The 19693-nt window shown below is 61.1% G+C and carries 20 protein-coding genes and 1 pseudogene; 18 read left to right on the top strand and 3 right to left on the bottom strand.

Annotated features, from left to right (window positions below):
- Nucleotides 1–7: 7 nt before the first annotated feature.
- Entirely contained in the window at nucleotides 8–928 is a 921-nt protein-coding gene (locus ABLU50_RS17640; RefSeq protein WP_087832660.1) for a dihydrodipicolinate synthase family protein, read from the bottom strand.
- Between the two features lie 151 nt (nucleotides 929–1079).
- Entirely contained in the window at nucleotides 1080–1904 is an 825-nt protein-coding gene (locus ABLU50_RS17635; protein ID WP_087832659.1) for an AraC family transcriptional regulator, read from the bottom strand.
- A 310-nt stretch (nucleotides 1905–2214) separates the two neighbouring features.
- Here ABLU50_RS17635 and ABLU50_RS17630 point away from each other — a divergent pair, with 310 nt between their 5' ends.
- The 4 genes from ABLU50_RS17630 to ABLU50_RS17615 are packed head-to-tail and all read left to right on the top strand — an operon-like array spanning nucleotide 2215 to nucleotide 5771.
- On the top strand, nucleotides 2215–3162 hold the full coding sequence (locus ABLU50_RS17630; protein ID WP_004204193.1) for a 4-hydroxyproline epimerase: 948 nt from the start codon (nucleotides 2215–2217) through the stop codon (nucleotides 3160–3162).
- Entirely contained in the window at nucleotides 3159–4268 is a 1110-nt protein-coding gene (locus ABLU50_RS17625; protein WP_064151049.1) for an FAD-dependent oxidoreductase, read from the top strand. The genes ABLU50_RS17630 and ABLU50_RS17625 overlap by 4 nt, the downstream gene beginning before the upstream one ends.
- Nucleotides 4265–4528 carry a (2Fe-2S)-binding protein gene (locus ABLU50_RS17620; protein WP_087832658.1) on the top strand — a complete coding sequence of 88 codons (264 nt, stop codon included), beginning with the start codon at nucleotides 4265–4267 and terminating at the stop codon, nucleotides 4526–4528. The genes ABLU50_RS17625 and ABLU50_RS17620 overlap by 4 nt, the downstream gene beginning before the upstream one ends.
- Nucleotides 4509–5771: an FAD-dependent oxidoreductase gene (locus ABLU50_RS17615; protein WP_087832657.1), complete on the top strand. Its 1263-nt coding sequence runs from the start codon at nucleotides 4509–4511 to the stop codon at nucleotides 5769–5771. Before ABLU50_RS17620 ends, ABLU50_RS17615 begins: the two co-directional genes overlap by 20 nt.
- Nucleotides 5772–5774: 3 nt before the next feature.
- Here the strand turns inward: ABLU50_RS17615 and hpaR are convergent, their stop codons facing one another.
- Entirely contained in the window at nucleotides 5775–6215 is a 441-nt protein-coding gene (gene hpaR / locus ABLU50_RS17610; RefSeq protein WP_002887503.1) for a homoprotocatechuate degradation operon regulator HpaR, read from the bottom strand.
- Nucleotides 6216–6279: 64 nt separating this feature from the next.
- Here hpaR and ABLU50_RS17605 point away from each other — a divergent pair.
- The 14 genes and pseudogenes from ABLU50_RS17605 (at nucleotide 6280) to ABLU50_RS17540 (ending at nucleotide 19685) form a co-directional block, all read left to right on the top strand.
- Nucleotides 6280–6444: pseudogene (locus ABLU50_RS17605) on the top strand (hypothetical protein).
- Between the two features lie 57 nt (nucleotides 6445–6501).
- Nucleotides 6502–7134 (top strand): fumarylacetoacetate hydrolase family protein, encoded by a 633-nt coding sequence (locus ABLU50_RS17600; protein ID WP_004204186.1) that lies wholly within the window; start codon nucleotides 6502–6504, stop codon nucleotides 7132–7134.
- Nucleotides 7131–7895 carry a fumarylacetoacetate hydrolase family protein gene (locus ABLU50_RS17595; RefSeq protein WP_048294123.1) on the top strand — a complete coding sequence of 255 codons (765 nt, stop codon included), beginning with the start codon at nucleotides 7131–7133 and terminating at the stop codon, nucleotides 7893–7895. Before ABLU50_RS17600 ends, ABLU50_RS17595 begins: the two co-directional genes overlap by 4 nt.
- Nucleotides 7892–9358, top strand: a complete 1467-nt coding sequence (gene hpaE, locus ABLU50_RS17590; protein ID WP_008807572.1) for a 5-carboxymethyl-2-hydroxymuconate semialdehyde dehydrogenase — start codon at nucleotides 7892–7894, stop codon at nucleotides 9356–9358. Before ABLU50_RS17595 ends, hpaE begins: the two co-directional genes overlap by 4 nt.
- Before the next feature lies 1 nt (nucleotide 9359).
- Nucleotides 9360–10217, top strand: a complete 858-nt coding sequence (gene hpaD / locus ABLU50_RS17585) for a 3,4-dihydroxyphenylacetate 2,3-dioxygenase (RefSeq protein ID WP_002887492.1) — start codon at nucleotides 9360–9362, stop codon at nucleotides 10215–10217.
- A gap of 9 nt (nucleotides 10218–10226) precedes the next feature.
- Nucleotides 10227–10607 carry a 5-carboxymethyl-2-hydroxymuconate Delta-isomerase gene (locus ABLU50_RS17580; protein ID WP_017899124.1) on the top strand — a complete coding sequence of 127 codons (381 nt, stop codon included), beginning with the start codon at nucleotides 10227–10229 and terminating at the stop codon, nucleotides 10605–10607.
- Nucleotides 10608–10715: 108 nt separating this feature from the next.
- Nucleotides 10716–11519 carry a 2-oxo-hept-4-ene-1,7-dioate hydratase gene (gene hpaH / locus ABLU50_RS17575; RefSeq protein WP_004204180.1) on the top strand — a complete coding sequence of 268 codons (804 nt, stop codon included), beginning with the start codon at nucleotides 10716–10718 and terminating at the stop codon, nucleotides 11517–11519.
- A 10-nt stretch (nucleotides 11520–11529) separates the two neighbouring features.
- Nucleotides 11530–12327: a 4-hydroxy-2-oxoheptanedioate aldolase gene (gene hpaI / locus ABLU50_RS17570; protein ID WP_087832656.1), complete on the top strand. Its 798-nt coding sequence runs from the start codon at nucleotides 11530–11532 to the stop codon at nucleotides 12325–12327.
- 21 nt (nucleotides 12328–12348) lie between these two features.
- The gene (gene hpaX, locus ABLU50_RS17565; protein ID WP_087832655.1) at nucleotides 12349–13707 is read left to right on the top strand and encodes a 4-hydroxyphenylacetate permease; all 1359 of its coding nucleotides are present in this window, start codon (nucleotides 12349–12351) and stop codon (nucleotides 13705–13707) included.
- A gap of 9 nt (nucleotides 13708–13716) precedes the next feature.
- Nucleotides 13717–14607: a 4-hydroxyphenylacetate catabolism regulatory protein HpaA gene (gene hpaA, locus ABLU50_RS17560; protein ID WP_004204176.1), complete on the top strand. Its 891-nt coding sequence runs from the start codon at nucleotides 13717–13719 to the stop codon at nucleotides 14605–14607.
- A gap of 223 nt (nucleotides 14608–14830) precedes the next feature.
- Complete coding sequence (gene hpaB, locus ABLU50_RS17555; RefSeq protein WP_002887473.1) at nucleotides 14831–16393, top strand: 4-hydroxyphenylacetate 3-monooxygenase, oxygenase component; 1563 nt, start codon at nucleotides 14831–14833, stop codon at nucleotides 16391–16393.
- 19 nt (nucleotides 16394–16412) lie between these two features.
- Nucleotides 16413–16925: a 4-hydroxyphenylacetate 3-monooxygenase reductase subunit gene (locus tag ABLU50_RS17550; RefSeq protein WP_087832654.1), complete on the top strand. Its 513-nt coding sequence runs from the start codon at nucleotides 16413–16415 to the stop codon at nucleotides 16923–16925.
- Nucleotides 16926–17220: 295 nt separating this feature from the next.
- On the top strand, nucleotides 17221–19371 hold the full coding sequence (locus ABLU50_RS17545) for a carbon starvation CstA family protein (protein ID WP_004204173.1): 2151 nt from the start codon (nucleotides 17221–17223) through the stop codon (nucleotides 19369–19371).
- 110 nt (nucleotides 19372–19481) lie between these two features.
- Nucleotides 19482–19685 carry a YbdD/YjiX family protein gene (locus ABLU50_RS17540; protein WP_004204171.1) on the top strand — a complete coding sequence of 68 codons (204 nt, stop codon included), beginning with the start codon at nucleotides 19482–19484 and terminating at the stop codon, nucleotides 19683–19685.
- The last annotated feature ends 8 nt before the right edge of the window (nucleotides 19686–19693 follow it).

The raw sequence follows: 19693 nt of genomic DNA, 5'->3' as shown, positions 1-19693 counted from the left end.
CCTGGGTTCAGAGGCCGACGTCCGGCAGGGCTGGACGAGTCGCCAGCGCCTGTTCCACGATCGCCACCACCTGCTGGCGCGTTTCCCCTTCCAGCGCCAGACGCGGCGGACGGGTCACGGCGCTGCCGCGTCCGAGTAGCTCTTCGCACAGCTTGATGCACTGCACCAGATCCGGACGCGCATCGAGATGCAGCAGCGGCATGAACCAGCGGTACAGCGCCATCGCCTCTTCGTAACGCTGTTGGCGGGCGAGACGGAATAACGTTTCCCCTTCGCGCGGGAAGGCGTTGGACATTCCGGAGATCCACCCTTCCGCGCCGACGGCGATACTTTCCACCACCACGTCATCCAGCCCGGCAAACAGCACGAAGCGATCGCCAACGGTGTTACGCAGGTCGATAAAGCGGCGGGTATCGCCGGAGGAGTCTTTAAAGCAGACGATGTTCTCGCAATCGGCCAGGGTGGCGAGAATGTCCGGCGTCACGTCGTTTTTGTATATCGGCGGGTTGTTGTAGACCATGATCGGCAGGTCGGTGGCGGTGGCCACGCTGCGGAAGTGGGCGGCCGTTTCATGCGGTTTTGAGGAGTAGACCAGCGCCGGCATCACCATGATCCCGTCGACGCCGACGCGCTCCGCCTCTTTCGCCATTTTCTGGGCGAAGGCGGTGGTGAACTCGGCCACCCCGGCGATCACCGGAATTTTGCCGCCGGCGGCATCTTTCGCCACTTCGATAATCTGCAATTTTTCATCAGTGCTCAGGGAGGTGTTCTCCCCGACGCTGCCGCACACCACCAGCCCGGAAACGCCATCTTTGACCAGGTTTTTCATCACCGCGTGGGTGGCGTCTAAATCGAGGGAGTAATCGCTACGAAACTGCGTGCTAACCGCCGGGAATACGCCGCTCCAGTGAATCGCTTTATTGCTCATGCTCGGTTCCTTGTCGTCATTTTGTTAAGTCGAGGTGAATGATTGGTGAATATTCACTGACAGATTGACGCGTCGCGGAACCGGCGGCTTGTCGGTTTTCCCTTAATCCGATGACGAAATTAGCACAGTCGACAAAAGTGTGAGCCAGCCGTTATCCCTGCAGCGTCAGGCGAAAATCGCGCGGCGTCGAGCCGGTCATCGCTTTAAACTGGCGGCTGAAGGCGCTGTGATCGGTATAGCCGCACTGCAAGGCGATATCGGTAATCGGCGTATCGCCGGCCAGCAGTTCGGTGGCTTTTTCCAGACGCACTTTGTGGATCATCTGCCGCGGGGTGAGATGAAAGATCCGCTTGCAGTAGCGCTCGATCTGCGCAATCGACATCCCGCTTAGGCCGGTCAACTCTTCCATGGCGATCGGCCGGTGATAGTGGCGCCGGATATGATCGTCGACGATCGCCAGCCGCTGCCACGCCGGATGGCGGGCGTGGGCCTCCTGCAGATCGTGAGAGATCCCGGCCATGCCGATCACCTGACCGCGGACATCGCGCAGCGCCAGCTTCTGCGTCAGGCACCAGCCTCGTTCCCGGCCATTGTAGAGATGCATTTCCAGCTGGTCGCGCAGGGTCACGCCCTCCCGCAATACCCGAAGATCCTGTTCGGTGTACCCCTGCCCCAGCGTGGAAGGAAAGACGTCGGCGGAGGTTTTCCCCAGCAGCGAGGAGACGGTTTTGAAACCGCAGCGGCGGGCCAGCGTCAGGTTCGCCAGCAGATAACGCGCCTCGCGGTCTTTGATAAAAAAGACCACGTTGGGGATGGCATTGAGCAGGGGGGCGATCAGCGCCAGGGCATTGAGCAGCGCCGGCATATTGTCCGGCCGCTGGCGCGCCAGCCCTTCGCAGATCTGGCTCAGCTCATCGACCGCCAGCTCCGGTTGATTAACAGCGCGCGGCGGCGCCGCTTCAGAAACACCGATCATAGGGCTTCCTCATGGTAAGTGACCGAAGGATATTTATTCACTTCCTGTTAACACCTCAAGCGGTAACCGCCGGTTTTGCGATCCTGGATCCGCTTTACGCCTTCCCCTGGTTTATCCACTGGCGCAATCGCCACTTTCGGTTTACCACGCCATTAACCAAATGATTAATAAGAAATAACTATGCAACGTATGCACATCACCCCGGCACGATTATGCCGATTTCGTCATTATCTCTGCCGAAAGTGCTCAAGCCGCCCGCCCCGGGTTGCGCCAGCATGATGAAACATGTTGTTAACTTTCGGAGAGCAGAATGACCGCGCCACGCCCCCCTATTGCGCTGAGAGCCATTGATTCACACACCGGCGGCGAACCCACCCGCCTGATCGTTGACGGCTTCCCCGACCTCGGCGGCGGCAGCATGGCGCAGCGCCGCGACCGTTTCGCCCGTGACTTCGATCGCTGGCGTCAGGCGGTGATTCTCGAACCGCGCGGCAACGATGTGCTGGTCGGCGCGCTGCTGTGCCAGCCAGTCTCGGCGGCGGCCACCGCTGGCGTCATTTTCTTCAACAACGCCGGTTTTCTGAATATGTGCGGCCACGGCACCATCGGGCTTATCGCCTCGCTGGCGTGGCTTGGCCGTATCCAGCCAGGCGTACATCTGATTGAAACCCCGGTCGGCGACGTAAGCGCAACGTTGCACGACGATGGCAGCGTATCGGTGCAAAACGTCCCGGCCCGCCGCTGGAAAAAGCAGGTCCGCGTGGAGACCGCGCTCGGCCCCGTCGTCGGCGATATTGCCTGGGGCGGCAACTGGTTTTTCCTGATCAACGATCACCCGTTCGCCATTACCCCGGAGCACATCCCACAGCTCACCGACTACGCCTGGGCGGTGCGCGAGGGGCTGGAAGCCGCGGGGATCCGCGGCGACGACGGCGGCGTTATCGATCATATCGAGCTGTTCGCCGATGACGATGCCGCCGACAGCCGCAGCTTCGTACTCTGTCCGGGAAAGGCCTGGGATCGTTCGCCGTGCGGCACCGGCACCAGCGCCAAGCTGGCCTGCCTGGCGCAGGATGGCAAACTGCAGCCGGGAGCGATCTGGCGCCAGGCCAGCATCATCGGCAGCCAGTTTACCGCCAGCTACCAGCGCGCCGCCGCAGGCATCATCCCCACGATCCGCGGCGAAGCCTGGGTGTGCGGCGATAATCAGTTGATCCTCAACCCGGACGATCCCTTTTGCTGGGGGATCGCCCCGTGAAGTCGTGCGATGTCATCGTGATCGGCGCCGGGATCATCGGCGCCGCCTGTGCGTGGCAGCTGGCGAAGCGGGGGCAGAGCGTGACGCTTATCGACGACGGTCAGCCCGGCGCGACAGCGGCCGGTATGGGCCATCTGGTGTGCATGGATGACGACCCCGCCGAACTGGCGCTGTCGGCGTGGTCGCTGGCGCGCTGGCGCGCCATCACGCCGCGGATGCCCGACGCTTGCGCCTGGCGCGGCTGCGGCACGCTGTGGCTGGCGGATAGCGAAGAAGAGATGGCCGTCGCGGGCGAAAAACAGCGGCGGCTGGCAGGCTATCAGGTCCACAGCGAGCTGCAGACCCCGCAGCAGATCGCCGGGCGCGAACCGCTGCTGCGCAGCGGGCTGGCCGGCGGGCTATGGGTGCCCGGCGATGGTATCGTCTACGCGCCGAACGTCGCCCGCTGGCTGGTGGCCGATGCCGGAGACCATCTCACCTGCCTGCGCGACAGCGCGCAGGCGATTACCGAACCACAGGTACAGCTCGCCAGCGGTAAACGGCTACAGGCGCGGGCCATCGTGGTGGCCTGCGGACTTGAAGCCAACGCGCTGTTAGCAGAAAACTGGCTGCGGCCGAAAAAAGGCCAACTGGCGATAACCGATCGCTACGGGCCGCGGGTGCATCACCAGCTGGTTGAACTGGGTTACGGCGCCAGCGCCCACGGCGGCGGCACCTCGGTGGCCTTTAACCTGCAGCCGCGGCCCACCGGCCAGCTGCTGATTGGCTCGTCGCGCCAGTTTGATAACCGCGAGCGCCAGCTGGATCTCCCCTTGCTGGGGCAAATGCTCGATCGCGCCCGCCATTTTGTGCCGGCGCTGGCGACGCTGAATATCATCCGCTGCTGGAGCGGCCTGCGCGCCGCCTCACAGGATGGCAATCCGCTGATTGGCCCGCATCCCACGCGCCGCGGTGTATGGCTGGCGCTGGGCCATGAAGGGCTGGGCGTCACCACCGCCCCGGCGACGGCTGAGCTGCTGGCGGCGCAGATCCTCGGCGAACGCTGCCCGCTGGCGCCTGAGGCCTGGCTCCCGACCCGTCTGTATCATCAGGAGGCGATCGCATGAATAACACGTTCAATATCACCGTCGATGGCGAAGCGCTGACGGTGCCGGAAGGGATCAGCGTGGCGGCGGCGCTGGCGTTGACCGGAGATCCCACCACCCGCCAGGCGGTTAACGGCGACCCCCGCGCGCCGTTTTGCGGCATGGGGATTTGCCAGGAGTGCCGGATCACCGTCGACGGCCGGCGGGTGCTGGCCTGCCAGACCCTGTGCCGGGCCGGCATGCAAATAGAAAGGAGCCGCTATGCACACGCTGCGCTGTGACATTTTAATCCTCGGCGCCGGCCCCGCCGGCATGGCGGCCGCGCTCTCTGCCGCCGCCTGCAATAAGCAGGTCATTATTCTCGACGATAACCCCGCACCCGGCGGGCAAATCTGGCGCGCCGGCCCGCAGACGACGCTGCCCGCCCTGGCCCGGCGCTACCGCGACGCCATCGCCGCGTCTGCCGCCATCCGGATGGTGAACGGCGCGCGGCTGATTGCCCGCCCCTCCGCGCGCAGCGCGCTGTTTGAAACCGCCGACGGCGGGGGCGTGGTTGACTGGCAGAAACTGATCCTCTGCTGCGGTGCGCGCGAGCTGTCGCTGCCCTTTCCCGGCTGGACCTTACCCGGCGTGACCGGCGCGGGCGGCCTGCAGGCGCAGATCAAGCAGGGCCTGTCGCTGAAAGGAGAAAAGGTGGTGATTGCCGGCAGCGGCCCGCTGCTGCTGGCGGTGGCGGATACGGTGAATAAGGCCGGAGGCCAGGTAACGAATATCATTGAGCAAGCGGCGCTCCCGGCGCTGCTGCGCTTCGCCAGCGGGCTGTGGCGCTGGCCGCAGAAGCTGCGCCAGTTAGCGACGCTGGCCCCGAAAGGCTATCTTAGCGGCGCCCAGGCGATCCGCGCCCACGGCACAACGCGGCTGGAGGCCGTGACATTGCGCCAGCGCGGCGTCGAGCGGACTATCGCCTGCGATCGGCTGGCCATCGGCTACGGGCTGGTGCCCAATATCGAGACGGGGCTGCTGTTCGGTTGCGCCACGGCGCAGGAGGCGATCCAGGTTAACCGCTGGCAGGAGACCAGCATCGCGGATGTCTACGCCGCCGGGGAGTGCACCGGTTTCGGCGGGAGCGAGCTGGCGCTGGTGGAGGGCGAAATCGCCGGGTATGCCGCCGCCGGTGCCAGCCAGCAGGCCCAGGCGCTATTTGCCCGTCGCGCCCGCTGGCAGCGCTTCGCCGCGGCTATCAACCGCACCTTCCTGCTGGCGGAGTCGTTGAAAAACGCGGCGACGCCGGAGAGCCTGCTGTGTCGTTGCGAAGATGTGCGCTGCGGCGACGTTGCTGCCGCCGACGACTGGCTGCAGGCCAAACTTACCCAGCGCTGCGGAATGGGCGCCTGCCAAGGGCGCACCTGCGCCGCCAGTGCCCGCTGGCTGTATGGCTGGCCGCTGCCGCAGCCGAGAGAGCCGCTGTCCCCCGCCCGCGCGGAAACGCTTATTGCCCTCGCCAGGCTGAGCGCCGAGCCGTAACCGCTACTCTTCTTCATCACCGCGCCCGGCAGGGACGCCAAGCGCAATAAACTCCTCCAGCAGCGAGGTCAGTTGCTGCAGCTTTTCCGTGGTGAACTGAGCCTCCAGCAGACGATAGGTTTCTTCCACCTCCGCCTGGGCGCTTTCGTACAGCGCGGTTCCGGCAGGCGTCAGCGAGACGTATAGCTTGCGCTGATCGTTAACCGGCTTCAGGCGCAGCACCAGTCCATCCCGCTCCATACGCGTCAAAATACCGGTCAGACTGGGGCGCAGGATACAGGCGCGAAAAGCCAGATCGTGAAAGTCCATCGACGGACGTTCGGCGAGGATCCGCACGATCCGCCACTGCTGTTCGGTGAGATTGTGTCGTTTAACGATCGGTCGAAAGTAGGCCATCGCCGCTTCACGCGCCTGCAACAAGGCAATGGTTAATGAATCATGCATAGTTTCCCCTCAACGGCCTCATCTAAAACTTATTAACAAATTAATAATTAGCGTTAATCCTGCCATGTACAACCGGTTTCTGCACCTGAAAAGTACCAGTCTTTCCGTGAAAAATATTCAACTCATTGATTAATAATAAATAAGTTACTGATGTGTAAATATTGTGTTAATCAGATCACAAAACATTCACTTCCAGTTGCTAAACCTCAGCGCAAAGCATAAAAGATGATCATTAATATATTAACGAAATCCCTTTGAACCGAAATCAGTCCCAGAGGAGTGGTGAATGAAAGGTACCATCTTCGCCGTTGCGCTCAATCATCGCAGCCAGCTCGACGCCTGGCGCGAGGCGTTTCAACAGGCCCCCTACAAGACGCCGCCGAAAACCGCGGTCTGGTTTATCAAGCCGCGCAATACCGTGATTGGCGATGGCGAGGCGATCCCCTATCCGCCGGGTGAAACCGTGCAAAGCGGCGCCACCGTGGCGCTGATTGTCGGCAAAACCGCGCGCAAGGTGGCGGAAGAAGAGGCGGCGAACTATATCGCCGGCTACGCGCTGGCTAACGACGTCAGCCTGCCGGAAGAGAGTTTTTATCGCCCGGCGATCAAGGCCAAGTGCCGCGATGGCTTCTGCCCCCTCGGCGCGCTGTCGCCGGTGCGCAACGTCGATAACCTGACCATCATCACCGAAATCAACGGCCGCGAAGCGGACAGCTGGCATACCGGCGATCTGCAGCGTAACGCCGCGCAGCTGCTGAGCGCCTTGAGCGAGTTCGCCACCCTCAATCCCGGCGACGCGATCCTCATCGGTACGCCCCACTCCCGCGTCACGCTGCGCCCCGGCGACCGGGTACGTATCCTCGCCGACGGTTTCCCGACGCTGGAAAACCCGGTTGTCGCAGAAGGAGAGCTGGCATGAAACAGGCACGCATTGAATGGCAGGGACAGGTACGCGACGTGCTGGTCGATGAACGCGACCAGGTGCGCCTGGACGATGGCACGGTATTAAAAGAAGGTGAATTCCGTTGGCTGCCGCCCGCCGACGGCACGCTGTTCGCGCTGGGGCTGAATTACGCCGACCACGCCAGCGAGCTGGAGTTTAAGCCGCCAACCGAGCCGTTGGTGTTCATCAAAGCGCCAAACACCTTTACTGGCCACCAGCAGCAGTCGGTACGCCCGGATAACGTCGAATACATGCACTACGAAGCCGAGCTGGTGGTGGTGATCGGTAAAACCGCCCGCCGCGTCAGCGAAGCCGAGGCCATGGACTATGTCGCCGGCTATACCGTGTGCAACGACTACGCGATCCGCGACTATCTGGAAAACTACTATCGGCCGAACCTGCGGGTGAAAAGCCGCGACACCCTGACGCCGATCGGCCCGTGGATCGTCGGCAAAGAGGCGATCCCGGATCCGCATAATCTGGCGCTGCGCACCTGGGTCAACGGCGAGCTGCGCCAGCAGGGCACCACCGCCGATCTGATCTTCAGCATCCCGTTTCTCATCGCTTACTTAAGCGAATTTATGACCCTGCAACCGGGCGACATGATCGCCACCGGCACGCCGAAGGGGCTGTCCGACGTGGTGCCGGGCGACGAGGTGATCGTTGAAGTCGAGGGCGTGGGCCGCCTGGTCAACCATATCATCAGCCAGCAAGCGTATGAGGAGACACTGTCATGAAAAAAATTAACCATTGGATCAACGGTAAAAACGTTGCCGGCGCAGACTATTTTCATACCACCAACCCGGCCACCGGCGAGGTACTGGCTGAAGTCGCCTCCGGCGGCGAAGCTGAAATCAACCAGGCGGTAGCGGCGGCAAAAGAGGCCTTCCCGAAGTGGGCTAACCTGCCGATGAAAGAGCGCGCCCGCCTGATGCGCCGCCTGGGGGATCTGATCGATCAGAACGTCCCGGAGATCGCGGCGATGGAAACTGCCGATACCGGCCTGCCGATCCACCAGACCAAAAACGTGCTGATCCCGCGGGCGTCACATAACTTCGAATTTTTCGCCGAAGTGTGCCAGCAGATGAACGGCAAAACCTACCCCGTCGACGACAAGATGCTGAACTACACCCTGGTGCAGCCGGTGGGCGTCTGCGCGCTGGTGTCGCCGTGGAACGTGCCGTTTATGACCGCCACCTGGAAGGTGGCGCCGTGCCTGGCCTTAGGCAATACCGCAGTGCTGAAAATGTCCGAGCTGTCGCCGCTGACCGCCGATCGTCTGGGCGAGCTGGCGCTGGAGGCCGGGATCCCGGCTGGCGTGCTCAACGTGGTGCAGGGCTATGGCGCCACCGCCGGCGACGCGCTGGTGCGCCATCATGATGTGCGCGCCGTCTCCTTCACCGGCGGCACCGCCACCGGCCGCAACATCATGAAGAACGCCGGTCTGAAAAAGTACTCTATGGAGCTCGGCGGAAAATCGCCGGTGCTGATTTTTGAAGACGCCGATATTGAGCGCGCGCTCGACGCCGCGCTGTTCACCATCTTCTCGATCAACGGCGAACGCTGCACCGCCGGTTCGCGCATTTTCATTCAGCAGAGTATTTATCCGGAGTTCGTCAAGCGCTTCGCCGAGCGCGCCAACCGCCTGCGCGTGGGCGATCCGACCGATCCGAATACCCAGGTCGGCGCGCTGATTAGCAAGCAGCACTGGGAGAAAGTGTCCGGCTACATTCGCCTCGGCATCGAAGAGGGCGCCACCCTGCTGGCCGGCGGCGCGGATAAGCCGTCCGACCTGCCGGCGCATCTGAAAGCCGGCAACTTCCTGCGCCCGACGGTGCTGGCGGATGTCGACAACCGCATGCGCGTCGCGCAGGAAGAAATTTTTGGCCCGGTCGCCTGCCTGCTGCCGTTCAAAGACGAAGCGGAAGGGCTGCGCCTGGCTAACGATGTGGAATACGGCCTGGCGTCGTATATCTGGACCCAGGACGTCAGCAAAGTGCTGCGTCTGGCGCGCGGTATTGAAGCCGGGATGGTGTTCGTCAACACCCAGAACGTGCGCGACCTGCGTCAGCCGTTCGGCGGCGTGAAGGCCTCCGGCACCGGCCGCGAAGGCGGCGAGTACAGCTTTGAAGTGTTCGCCGAAATGAAAAACGTCTGCATCTCGATGGGCGACCATCCGATCCCGAAATGGGGAGTCTGATATGGGTAAGTTAGCGTTAGCAGCAAAAATCACTCACGTGCCGTCGATGTATCTGTCTGAGTTGCCCGGGAAAAACCACGGCTGCCGCCAGGGCGCTATCGACGGACATAAAGAAATTGGCAAGCGCTGCCGCGAAATGGGCGTCGATACCATCATCGTGTTCGACACCCACTGGCTGGTCAACAGCGCCTACCACATCAACTGCGCCGACCATTTCCAGGGCGTCTACACCAGTAACGAACTGCCGCATTTTATTCGCGACATGACCTACGACTACGACGGCAACCCGGAGCTGGGCCAGCTCATCGCCGACGAGGCGGTGAAGCTCGGGGTACGCGCCAAAGCGCACAATATTCCGAGCCTGAAGCTGGAGTACGGCACCCTGGTGCCGATGCGCTACATGAACAGCGATAAGCACTTCAAGGTGGTGTCTATTTCCGCCTTCTGTACCGTCCACGACTTTGCCGACAGCCGCAGGCTGGGCGAAGCGATCCTCAAAGCCATTGAGAAATATGACGGCACCGTGGCGGTGCTGGCCAGCGGCTCGCTGTCGCACCGCTTTATCGACGATCAACGCGCCGAAGAGGGGATGAACAGCTACACCCGCGAGTTCGATCATCAGATGGATGAGCGGGTGGTGAAGCTGTGGCGCGAGGGCAAATTTAAAGAGTTCTGCACCATGCTGCCGGAGTACGCCGATTACTGCTACGGCGAAGGCAACATGCACGACACGGTGATGCTGCTCGGCCTGCTGGGCTGGGATAAATATGACGGCAAGGTGGAGTTTATCACCGAGCTGTTCGCTAGCTCCGGTACCGGCCAGGTTAACGCCGTGTTCCCGCTGCCGGCGCAGGCGTAAGGGGGCCCCATGCCGCATTTTATCGCCGAATGTACCGACAACATCCGCGAGCAGGCCGATCTGCCCGGACTGTTCGCCAAAGTCAACGAGGCGCTGGCCGCCACCGGCATCTTTCCGATCGGCGGGATCCGCAGCCGTGCCCACTGGCTCGATACCTGGCAGATGGCCGACGGCAAGCAGGATTACGCCTTTGTCCATATGACGTTGAAGATCGGCTCCGGGCGCAGCCTGGAGAGCCGTCAGGACGTGGGAGATATGCTGTTCGCGCTGATCAAATCCCATTTCGCGGCGCTGATGGAGAGTCGCTACCTGGCGCTGTCGTTCGCCATGGAAGAGCTCGACCCGACGCTGAACTACAAACAGAACAACGTGCACGCGTTATTTAAATAATGTGCAAATTGCCCGGTGGCGCTGCGCTTACCGGGCCTACAACGGCCATGAATTTGTAGGCCGGATAAGCGAAGCGCCGTCCGGCAATACAATGCCACAGGAATCTCTATGCTCGATAAACAGACCCGAACCCTGATTGCCCAGCGGCTGAATCAGGCCGAAAAACAGCGTGAACAGATCCGCGCGATCTCGCTGGATTATCCGTCGATCACCATTGAGGACGCATACGCCGTCCAGCGCGAGTGGGTCGAGATGAAGATCGCCGAAGGCCGCGTACTCAAAGGCCACAAGATCGGCCTGACCTCAAAAGCCATGCAGGCCAGCTCGCAGATCAGCGAGCCGGACTACGGCGCGCTGCTTGACGATATGTTCTTCCACGACGGCAGCGATATCCCCACCGACCGCTTTATCGTGCCGCGTATCGAAGTCGAGCTGGCCTTCGTGCTGGCCAAACCGCTGCGCGGCCCGAACTGCACGCTGTTTGATGTCTACAACGCCACCGACTTCGTTATTCCGGCGCTGGAGCTTATCGACGCCCGCTGCCACAACATCGATCCGGAAACCCAGCGCCCGCGCAAAGTGTTCGACACCATTTCCGATAACGCCGCCAACGCCGGGGTGATCCTCGGCGGCCGCCCGATTAAACCCGACGAGCTGGATCTGCGCTGGATCTCCGCCCTGCTGTACCGCAACGGCGTGATTGAGGAGACCGGCGTCGCCGCCGGGGTGCTCAATCACCCGGCCAACGGTGTGGCCTGGCTGGCCAACAAGCTGGCGCCGTACGATGTTCAGCTCGAAGCCGGGCAGATTATTCTCGGCGGCTCCTTTACCCGTCCGGTACCGGCACGCAAGGGCGATACCTTCCATGTCGACTACGGCAATATGGGCGCCATCAGCTGCCGCTTTGTCTGAGGAGAGCAACATGAACAATGCTTTTAAAGCGGCGCTCAAGGCCGGGCGTCCGCAAATCGGCCTGTGGCTTGGGCTGTGCAGTAGCTACAGCGCCGAACTGCTGGCCGGCGCCGGCTTCGACTGGCTGCTGATCGACGGCGAACATGCGCCCAACAATGTACAAACGGTGCTGACCCAGCTTCAGGCCATCGCGCCCTACCCTAGCCAGCCGGTGGTCCGCCCATCGTGGAACGACCCGGTGCAGATCAAACAGCTATTGGATATCGGCGCGCAAACCCTGCTGGTGCCGATGGTGCAGAATGCCGAAGAGGCGCGGCTGGCGGTCAGAGCCACCCGCTACCCGCCCGCCGGCATGCGCGGCGTCGGCAGCGCGCTGGCCCGCGCCTCACGCTGGAACCGCGTGCCGGATTATCTCCACCAGGCCAACGACGCCATGTGCGTCCTGGTACAGATTGAGACCCGTGAAGCGCTGAAAAATCTGCCGCAGATCCTCGATGTCGACGGGGTGGACGGGGTGTTTATCGGCCCGGCGGACCTCAGCGCCGATATGGGTCACGGCGGCAATCCGCAGCACCCGGAAGTACAGGCCGCCATTGAAGATGCCATCCAGCAAATCCGTCAGGCCGGCAAGGCGCCGGGGATCCTGATGGCCAATGAACAGCTGGCGAAGCGCTATCTCGAACTGGGCGCGCTGTTCGTCGCCGTCGGCGTCGATACCACCCTGCTGGCCCGCGGCGCAGAAGCGCTGGCGGCCCGGTTTACCCACACCGCAACGACCACAACCGATAACAATAAATCCGTCTATTGAACGGATAATGTGGAGCGCAACATGACTACCTCTACCCTGCAACACAATGATAATAAAGCCGTTGAAGTAGAAAACCGGGTGATCAAAAAGCTGTTCCGCCGCCTGATCACCTTCCTGTTCGTTCTCTTTGTTTTCTCATTTTTGGACCGCATTAATATCGGCTTCGCCGGCCTGACGATGGGCAAAGACCTCGGTCTGACCTCCACCATGTTCGGCCTGGCGGCGACGTTGTTCTACGTCACCTACGTGCTGTGCGGGATCCCCAGCAATATCATGCTGGCGAAAGTTGGCGCGCGCCGTTGGATCGCCGGGATCATGGTGGTCTGGGGGATCGCCTCGACCTGTACCATGTTCGCCACCAGCCCGCATACGCTGTACATCCTGCGCATGCTGGTCGGCATCGCCGAGGCTGGTTTCCTACCAGGGATCCTCGTCTATCTGACCTGGTGGTTCCCGGCCTACCATCGTGCCCGCGCCAACGCCCTGTTTATGATCGCCATGCCGGTGACCATGATGCTCGGCTCGATACTTTCCGGCTATATTCTGGCGCTCGACGGCCTGTGGAACCTGAAGGGCTGGCAGTGGCTGTTTCTGCTGGAAGGCCTGCCATCGGTGGTGCTTGGCGTCGTCACCTGGTTCTTCCTCAACGACACGCCGGATAAAGCCAACTGGCTGGATAACGAAGAGAAACAGGCGCTGAAGGCGATGATCGCTCGCGAACGGGAACATGCGGCGATCGTCCCGGCTTCGCCGCGTTCCACGCTGCGCGAAGTCCTGACGCCAGCGGTGCTGATGTATACCCTGGCCTACTTCTGCCTGACCAATACCCTCAGCGCCATTAATATCTGGACGCCGCAGATCCTGCAAAGCTTCAACACCGGCAGTAGCAACATCATGATTGGCCTGCTGGCGGCGATCCCGCAGTTCTGCACCATTTTCGGCATGATCTGGTGGAGTCGCCGCTCCGACCGGCGCAAAGAGCGCAAGATGCATACCATCCTGCCCTACCTGTTCGCCGCGGCGGGTTGGCTGCTGGCTTCGGCAACGCACCACAGCCTGATCCAGCTGATCGGCATTATTATGGCTTCGGTGGGATCCTTTACCGCGATGGCCATTTTCTGGACCACCCCGGATCGGGTGATCAGCCTGCAGTCGCGCGCGGTGGCGCTGGCGGTGATCAACGCCATCGGCAACGTCGGCTCTGCCGTCAGCCCGCTGTTGATCGGCATTTTACGCGATACCACCGGCAGCTTTAGCTCCGGGCTGTGGTTTGTCGCCGGGCTGCTGATCGTCGGCGCGCTGGTGCTCACCCGCATTCCAATGAGCCAGCGTGAGGACGCCGCCGCCGCGCCGGGCTTAGCGGCGCAAAAAGGCCACTAAGGAGCGGGTATGTGTCAGCATTCCATCGCCAACATCGACATCAATAAAGATTACGACGAGAGCCTGGGTACCGAAGAGGTGCACTATCAGTCGTTTGCCCGTATGGCGGCCTTTTTTGGCCGCGACATGCAGGCGCATCGCCACGACCGCTATTTTCAGATGCACTTTCTTGATACCGGGCAGATTGAGCTGCAGCTTGATGACCATCGCTACTCGGTGCAGGCGCCGCTGTTTGTGATAACGCCGCCTTCGGTGCCGCACGCCTTTATTACCGAGTCCGATAGCGATGGTCACGTGTTGACGGTGCACGAAGAACTCATCTGGCCGCTGCTGGAGGTGCTTTATCCCGGCACGCGGGAGACCTTCGGCCTGCCGGGGATCTGCCTGTCGCTGGCGGATAAACCCGACGAGCTGGCGGCGCTGGCGCACTACTGGCAGCTGATTCGCCGGGAATCTACCGCCCAGTTGCCGGGGCGCGAGCATACCCTGGCGCTGCTGGCGCAGGCGGTCTTTACCCTGCTATTGCGTAACGCAAAGCTCGACGATCACGCTGCCAGCGGCATGCGCGGCGAGCTGAAGCTATTCCAGCGCTTTAACCAGATGATCGACAGCCACTACCATCAGCACTGGACGGTACCGGATTACGCCAGGGAGCTGCACCTGACCGAATCACGGCTGACCGATATCTGTCGCCGCTTTGCCAACCGTTCACCGAAGCGGCTGATATTCGACCGCCAGCTACGCGAGGCGAAGCGGCTGCTGCTGTTTTCCGATAGCGCGGTTAATGAGATAGCCTGGCAGCTGGGGTTTAAAGATCCCGCTTATTTTGCGCGCTTTTTTAGCCGCCAGGTCGGCTGCTCGCCCAGCAGCTACCGGGCGCAAAAAGTACCGGTATCGTAAGTCCCCGCTGGCGCTGCGCCTGCCGGACGATGGCCCACAGGTCGGGTCAGCGCCGCGCCAGCCGGCAAAAGCTGCAGAGATCACAAAATTCACTCCCGCCTGAAAAGTACCCGTCGTTGTCGCAAACGTCCCTTCACGACAAGCGCAATAACCGCTTCAATTAAACAACAAAAACAAAACATATATTTAACATTATTTTCCGATAAATACTGAAGAGGCCCCTATGAAACCTGAAGATTTCCGCGCCGACGCGAAACGCCCGTTAACTGGCGAAGAATATTTAAAAAGCCTGCAGGATGGCCGCGAAATTTATATCTACGGCGAGCGCGTGAAGGATGTCACCACCCACCCGGCCTTCCGTAACGCCGCGGCTTCTGTCGCGCAACTGTACGATGCGCTGCACAAACCGGAGATGCAGGATTCCCTGTGCTGGGGCACCGATACCGGCAGCGGCGGCTACACCCATAAATTCTTCCGCGTGGCGAAAAGCGCCGACGATCTGCGCCAGCAGCGCGACGCCATCGCCGAGTGGTCACGCTTAAGCTACGGCTGGATGGGCCGCACCCCGGACTACAAAGCCGCCTTCGGCTGCGCGCTGGGCGCCAACCCGGCGTTTTACGGCCAGTTCGAGCAGAACGCCCGCAACTGGTACACCCGCATTCAGGAAACCGGCCTGTACTTTAACCATGCGATCGTCAACCCGCCGATCGACCGCCACAAGCCGGCTGATGAAGTGAAGGATGTCTACATCAAGCTGGAAAAAGAGACCGATGCCGGGATCATCGTCAGCGGCGCGAAAGTAGTCGCCACCAACTCGGCGCTGACCCACTACAACATGATCGGCTTCGGCTCCGCACAGGTGATGGGCGAGAACCCGGACTTCGCGCTGATGTTCGTCGCACCGATGGATGCCGAAGGGGTGAAGCTTATCTCCCGCGCCTCCTATGAGATGGTCGCCGGCGCGACCGGGTCCCCGTACGACTATCCGCTCTCCAGCCGTTTCGACGAGAACGACGCGATTTTGGTCATGGATAAAGTGCTGATCCCCTGGGAGAACGTGCTGATTTACCGCGACTTTGACCGCTGCCGTCGCTGGACCATGGAGGGCGGTTTCGCCCGCATGTATCCGCTGCAGGCCTGCGTGCGCCTGGCGGTGAAACTGGACTTTATCACCGCCCTGCTGAAGCGTTCTCTGGAATGTACCGGTACCCTCGAATTCCGCGGTGTGCAGGCCGACCTTGGCGAAGTTGTGGCGTGGCGCAACATGTTCTGGGCGTTAAGCGATTCCATGTGCTCGGAAGCGACGCCGTGGGTCAACGGCGCATGGCTGCCGGATCACGCCGCGCTGCAGACCTATCGCGTGATGGCCCCGATGGCCTACGCCAAGATCAAAAACATCATCGAGCGCAACGTCACCAGCGGCCTGATTTATCTGCCGTCCAGCGCCCGCGATCTGAACAACCCGCAGATCGACCAGTATCTGGCGAAGTACGTGCGCGGCTCCAACGGTATGGATCACGTTGAACGTATCAAGATCCTCAAACTGATGTGGGACGCCATCGGCAGCGAATTCGGCGGCCGCCACGAGCTGTATGAAATCAACTACTCCGGTAGCCAGGATGAGATTCGCCTGCAGTGTCTGCGCCAGGCGCAGAGCTCCGGCAATATGGACAAGATGATGGCGATGGTCGACCGCTGCCTTTCCGAGTACGACCAGAACGGCTGGACGGTGCCGCATCTGCACAATAACGCTGATATCAACATGTTGGATAAGCTGCTGAAGTAATTCGCAGCGGGAGGTCATAATGCAATTAGATGAACAACGCCTGCGTTTTCGCGATGCCATGGCCAGCCTGTCGGCGGCGGTGAATGTGGTCACTACCGCAGGCGAAGCCGGCCGCTGCGGGATTACCGCCACGGCGGTGTGCTCGGTGACGGATACGCCGCCATCGGTGATGGTGTGTATCAACGCCAACAGCGCGATGAACCCGGCGTTTCAGGGCAACGGCAAGTTGTGCATCAACGTGCTGAACCACGAACAGGAAATCATGGCCCGTCATTTCGCCGGGATGACCGGGGTGACGATGGAAGAGCGGTTTGCCCTCAGCGGCTGGCAGCACGGCGCGCTCGGGCAGCCGGTGCTGAAGGGCTCGCTGGCCAGTCTCGAAGGCGAGATTAGCCAGGTGCAAACCATCGGTACCCACCTGGTATATCTGGTGGAGATCCGCAATATTACCCTGAGCCCGCAAGGCCACGGCCTGATTTACTTTAAACGCCGTTTCCACCCGGTGATGATGGACATGGAAGTCGCGGTGTAATGGCCTCGCCTGCTCCTCCCCGGTTGGGGAGGAGCGTTAACCAAAAGAGTCGCAGGCCACAATCTCCTGTGATCACAATCACATAATCCAGCCCTGTTCACTTCGTAGCCAACCGCTTACCCCCTCCAGTAACCGCTTAACCCCCTATACAACCACTCACCGATTTACCCAACTTTACGCGCGCGTCGTTCTGGCAAGATCGAAGCCAGCCTAGCTAATCAATACCTCCATTAACCCTTACTTAAAACCAGACGGCTTCGGCCAATTATTCATCTAATTAACGCCAGGTTTTACTATGGATACCAAAAAACTACTCAAGCACATACCCTGGGTGATTCTCGGAATCATCGGGGCATTTTGCCTCTCAGTCGTCGCCCTGCGCCGCGGTGAGCACGTCAGTGCCCTGTGGATCGTCGTGGCGTCGGTTTCCGTGTACCTCGTCGCCTACCGGTATTACAGCCTGTATATCGCGCAGAAGGTGATGAAGCTTGACCCGACGCGCTCGACGCCGGCGGTCATTAATAACGATGGCCTGAACTATGTGCCGACCAACCGCTACGTGCTGTTTGGCCACCACTTCGCCGCCATTGCCGGCGCCGGCCCGCTGGTGGGCCCGGTGCTTGCCGCGCAGATGGGCTATCTGCCTGGCACCCTCTGGCTGCTGGCCGGCGTGGTGCTGGCGGGGGCAGTACAGGACTTTATGGTGCTGTTTATCTCCTCGCGGCGTAACGGCGCCTCGCTGGGCGAGATGATCAAGCAGGAGATGGGGCCGGTTCCGGGCTCTATCGCCCTGTTCGGCTGCTTCCTGATTATGATCATCATCCTCGCGGTGCTGGCGCTGATCGTAGTGAAAGCGCTGGCGGAGAGCCCGTGGGGCGTCTTTACCGTCTGCTCGACGGTGCCCATCGCGCTGTTCATGGGTATCTACATGCGCTTCCTGCGCCCTGGCCGCGTGGGTGAAGTGTCGGTTATCGGTATCGTGCTGCTGGTGGCCTCCATCTGGTTCGGCGGCATTATTGCTCACGACCCCTACTGGGGCCCGGCGCTGACCTTTAAAGACACCACTATCACCTTTACCCTGATTGGCTACGCGTTTATCTCCGCCCTGCTGCCGGTATGGCTGATTCTGGCGCCGCGTGACTACCTGGCCACTTTCCTGAAAATCGGCGTTATCGTCGGCCTGGCGCTGGGGATCGTTATCCTCAACCCGGACCTGAAAATGCCGGCAGTGACCCAGTACATTGATGGCACCGGCCCGCTGTGGAAAGGCGCCCTGTTCCCGTTCCTGTTTATCACTATCGCCTGCGGCGCGGTCTCCGGCTTCCACGCGCTGATCGCCTCCGGCACCACGCCGAAGCTGCTGGCCAACGAAACCGATGCCCGCTTTATCGGCTATGGCGCGATGCTGATGGAATCTTTCGTGGCCATCATGGCGCTGGTCGCGGCATCGATTATCGAACCGGGACTCTACTTCGCGATGAACACCCCGCCGGCGGGCCTGGGCATCGTCATGCCGAACCTGCACGAAATGGGCGGTGAAAACGCGGCGATGATCGCCGCGCAGCTGAAAGAAGTGACCGTCCACGCGGCGGCGACCGTCAGCTCCTGGGGCTTCGTGATTTCACCTGAGCAGATCCTGCAGACGGCGAAAGATATCGGCGAACCTTCGGTACTGAACCGCGCCGGCGGCGCGCCGACGCTGGCCGTCGGTATCGCCCACGTGTTCCATAAAATCATCCCGATGGCGGATATGGGCTTCTGGTACCACTTTGGTATCCTGTTTGAAGCGCTGTTTATCCTCACCGCGCTGGATGCCGGTACCCGCGCAGGCCGCTTTATGCTGCAGGATCTGCTGGGTAACTTCGTGCCGTTCCTGAAAAAAACCGACTCGCTGGTCGCCGGGATTATCGGTACCGCGGGCTGCGTCGGGCTGTGGGGCTACCTGCTGTATCAGGGCGTGGTCGACCCGCTGGGCGGCGTGAAGAGCCTGTGGCCGCTGTTCGGTATTTCTAACCAGATGCTGGCCGCCGTGGCGCTGGTGCTTGGCACCGTGGTGCTGGTCAAAATGCAGCGCACCAAATATATCTGGGTCACCGTTATCCCGGCAGCGTGGCTGCTGCTGTGCACCACCTGGGCGCTGGGCCTGAAGCTGTTCAGCACCAACCCGCAGATGGAAGGCTTCTTCTTTATGGCTCAGCAGTATAAAGAGAAGATTGCTGCCGGCGGCGAGCTGACCGCGCAGCAGATTGCCAACATGAATCATATCGTGGTCAACAACTACACCAACGCCGGGCTGAGTATCCTGTTCCTGGTGGTGGTGTACAGCATCATCTTCTACGGCATCAAAACCTGGCTCAACGTGCGCAACAATAAGGTGCGCACCGACAAAGAGACCCCGTACGTGCCGGTACCGGAAGGCGGTGTGAAGACCTCGTCACATCATTAACTCTGATGCCGGATAGCGCTACGTTTATCCGGCCTACAAACAAGCGCATTAACGTAGGCCGGATAAGGCGCGAGTCGCCATCCGGCTTTATTCGTTATCTGGAACTTACAATGTTTGGTAACTTAGGTCAGGCTAAAAAATATCTCGGTCAGGCGGCGAAAATGCTGATTGGCATTCCGGATTACGACAACTACGTCGCCCATATGCAAACCAACCATCCGGATCAGCCGTACATGACTTATGAAGAATTCTTCCGCGAACGCCAGCAGGCCCGCTACGGCGGCGACGGCAAAGGCGGCGTACGCTGCTGTTAATGGAGGCA

Source organism: Klebsiella sp. GG_Kp173 (genome assembly GCF_040062415.1).
GTDB classification, from domain to species: domain Bacteria; phylum Pseudomonadota; class Gammaproteobacteria; order Enterobacterales; family Enterobacteriaceae; genus Klebsiella; species Klebsiella quasipneumoniae.
This window is presented reverse-complemented; position numbering and strand designations above follow the sequence as displayed.

Excerpts from the sequence above, each read along its gene's own strand:
- ABLU50_RS17595 (WP_048294123.1), top strand. The coding sequence starts at position 7,131 with ATGAAACAGGCACGCATTGAATGGCAGGGACAGGTACGCGACGTGCTG.
- hpaB (WP_002887473.1), top strand. The coding sequence starts at position 14,831 with ATGAAACCTGAAGATTTCCGCGCCGACGCGAAACGCCCGTTAACTGGC.
- hpaX (WP_087832655.1), top strand. The coding sequence starts at position 12,349 with ATGACTACCTCTACCCTGCAACACAATGATAATAAAGCCGTTGAAGTA.
- ABLU50_RS17630 (WP_004204193.1), top strand. The coding sequence starts at position 2,215 with ATGACCGCGCCACGCCCCCCTATTGCGCTGAGAGCCATTGATTCACAC.
- ABLU50_RS17540 (WP_004204171.1), top strand. The coding sequence starts at position 19,482 with ATGTTTGGTAACTTAGGTCAGGCTAAAAAATATCTCGGTCAGGCGGCG.
- ABLU50_RS17620 (WP_087832658.1), top strand. The coding sequence starts at position 4,265 with ATGAATAACACGTTCAATATCACCGTCGATGGCGAAGCGCTGACGGTG.
- ABLU50_RS17640 (WP_087832660.1), bottom strand. The coding sequence starts at position 928 with ATGAGCAATAAAGCGATTCACTGGAGCGGCGTATTCCCGGCGGTTAGC.
- hpaH (WP_004204180.1), top strand. The coding sequence starts at position 10,716 with ATGCTCGATAAACAGACCCGAACCCTGATTGCCCAGCGGCTGAATCAG.
- ABLU50_RS17635 (WP_087832659.1), bottom strand. The coding sequence starts at position 1,904 with ATGATCGGTGTTTCTGAAGCGGCGCCGCCGCGCGCTGTTAATCAACCG.
- ABLU50_RS17600 (WP_004204186.1), top strand. The coding sequence starts at position 6,502 with ATGAAAGGTACCATCTTCGCCGTTGCGCTCAATCATCGCAGCCAGCTC.
- ABLU50_RS17580 (WP_017899124.1), top strand. The coding sequence starts at position 10,227 with ATGCCGCATTTTATCGCCGAATGTACCGACAACATCCGCGAGCAGGCC.
- hpaA (WP_004204176.1), top strand. The coding sequence starts at position 13,717 with ATGTGTCAGCATTCCATCGCCAACATCGACATCAATAAAGATTACGAC.
- ABLU50_RS17545 (WP_004204173.1), top strand. The coding sequence starts at position 17,221 with ATGGATACCAAAAAACTACTCAAGCACATACCCTGGGTGATTCTCGGA.
- ABLU50_RS17550 (WP_087832654.1), top strand. The coding sequence starts at position 16,413 with ATGCAATTAGATGAACAACGCCTGCGTTTTCGCGATGCCATGGCCAGC.
- ABLU50_RS17615 (WP_087832657.1), top strand. The coding sequence starts at position 4,509 with ATGCACACGCTGCGCTGTGACATTTTAATCCTCGGCGCCGGCCCCGCC.
- hpaE (WP_008807572.1), top strand. The coding sequence starts at position 7,892 with ATGAAAAAAATTAACCATTGGATCAACGGTAAAAACGTTGCCGGCGCA.
- hpaD (WP_002887492.1), top strand. The coding sequence starts at position 9,360 with ATGGGTAAGTTAGCGTTAGCAGCAAAAATCACTCACGTGCCGTCGATG.
- hpaR (WP_002887503.1), bottom strand. The coding sequence starts at position 6,215 with ATGCATGATTCATTAACCATTGCCTTGTTGCAGGCGCGTGAAGCGGCG.
- hpaI (WP_087832656.1), top strand. The coding sequence starts at position 11,530 with ATGAACAATGCTTTTAAAGCGGCGCTCAAGGCCGGGCGTCCGCAAATC.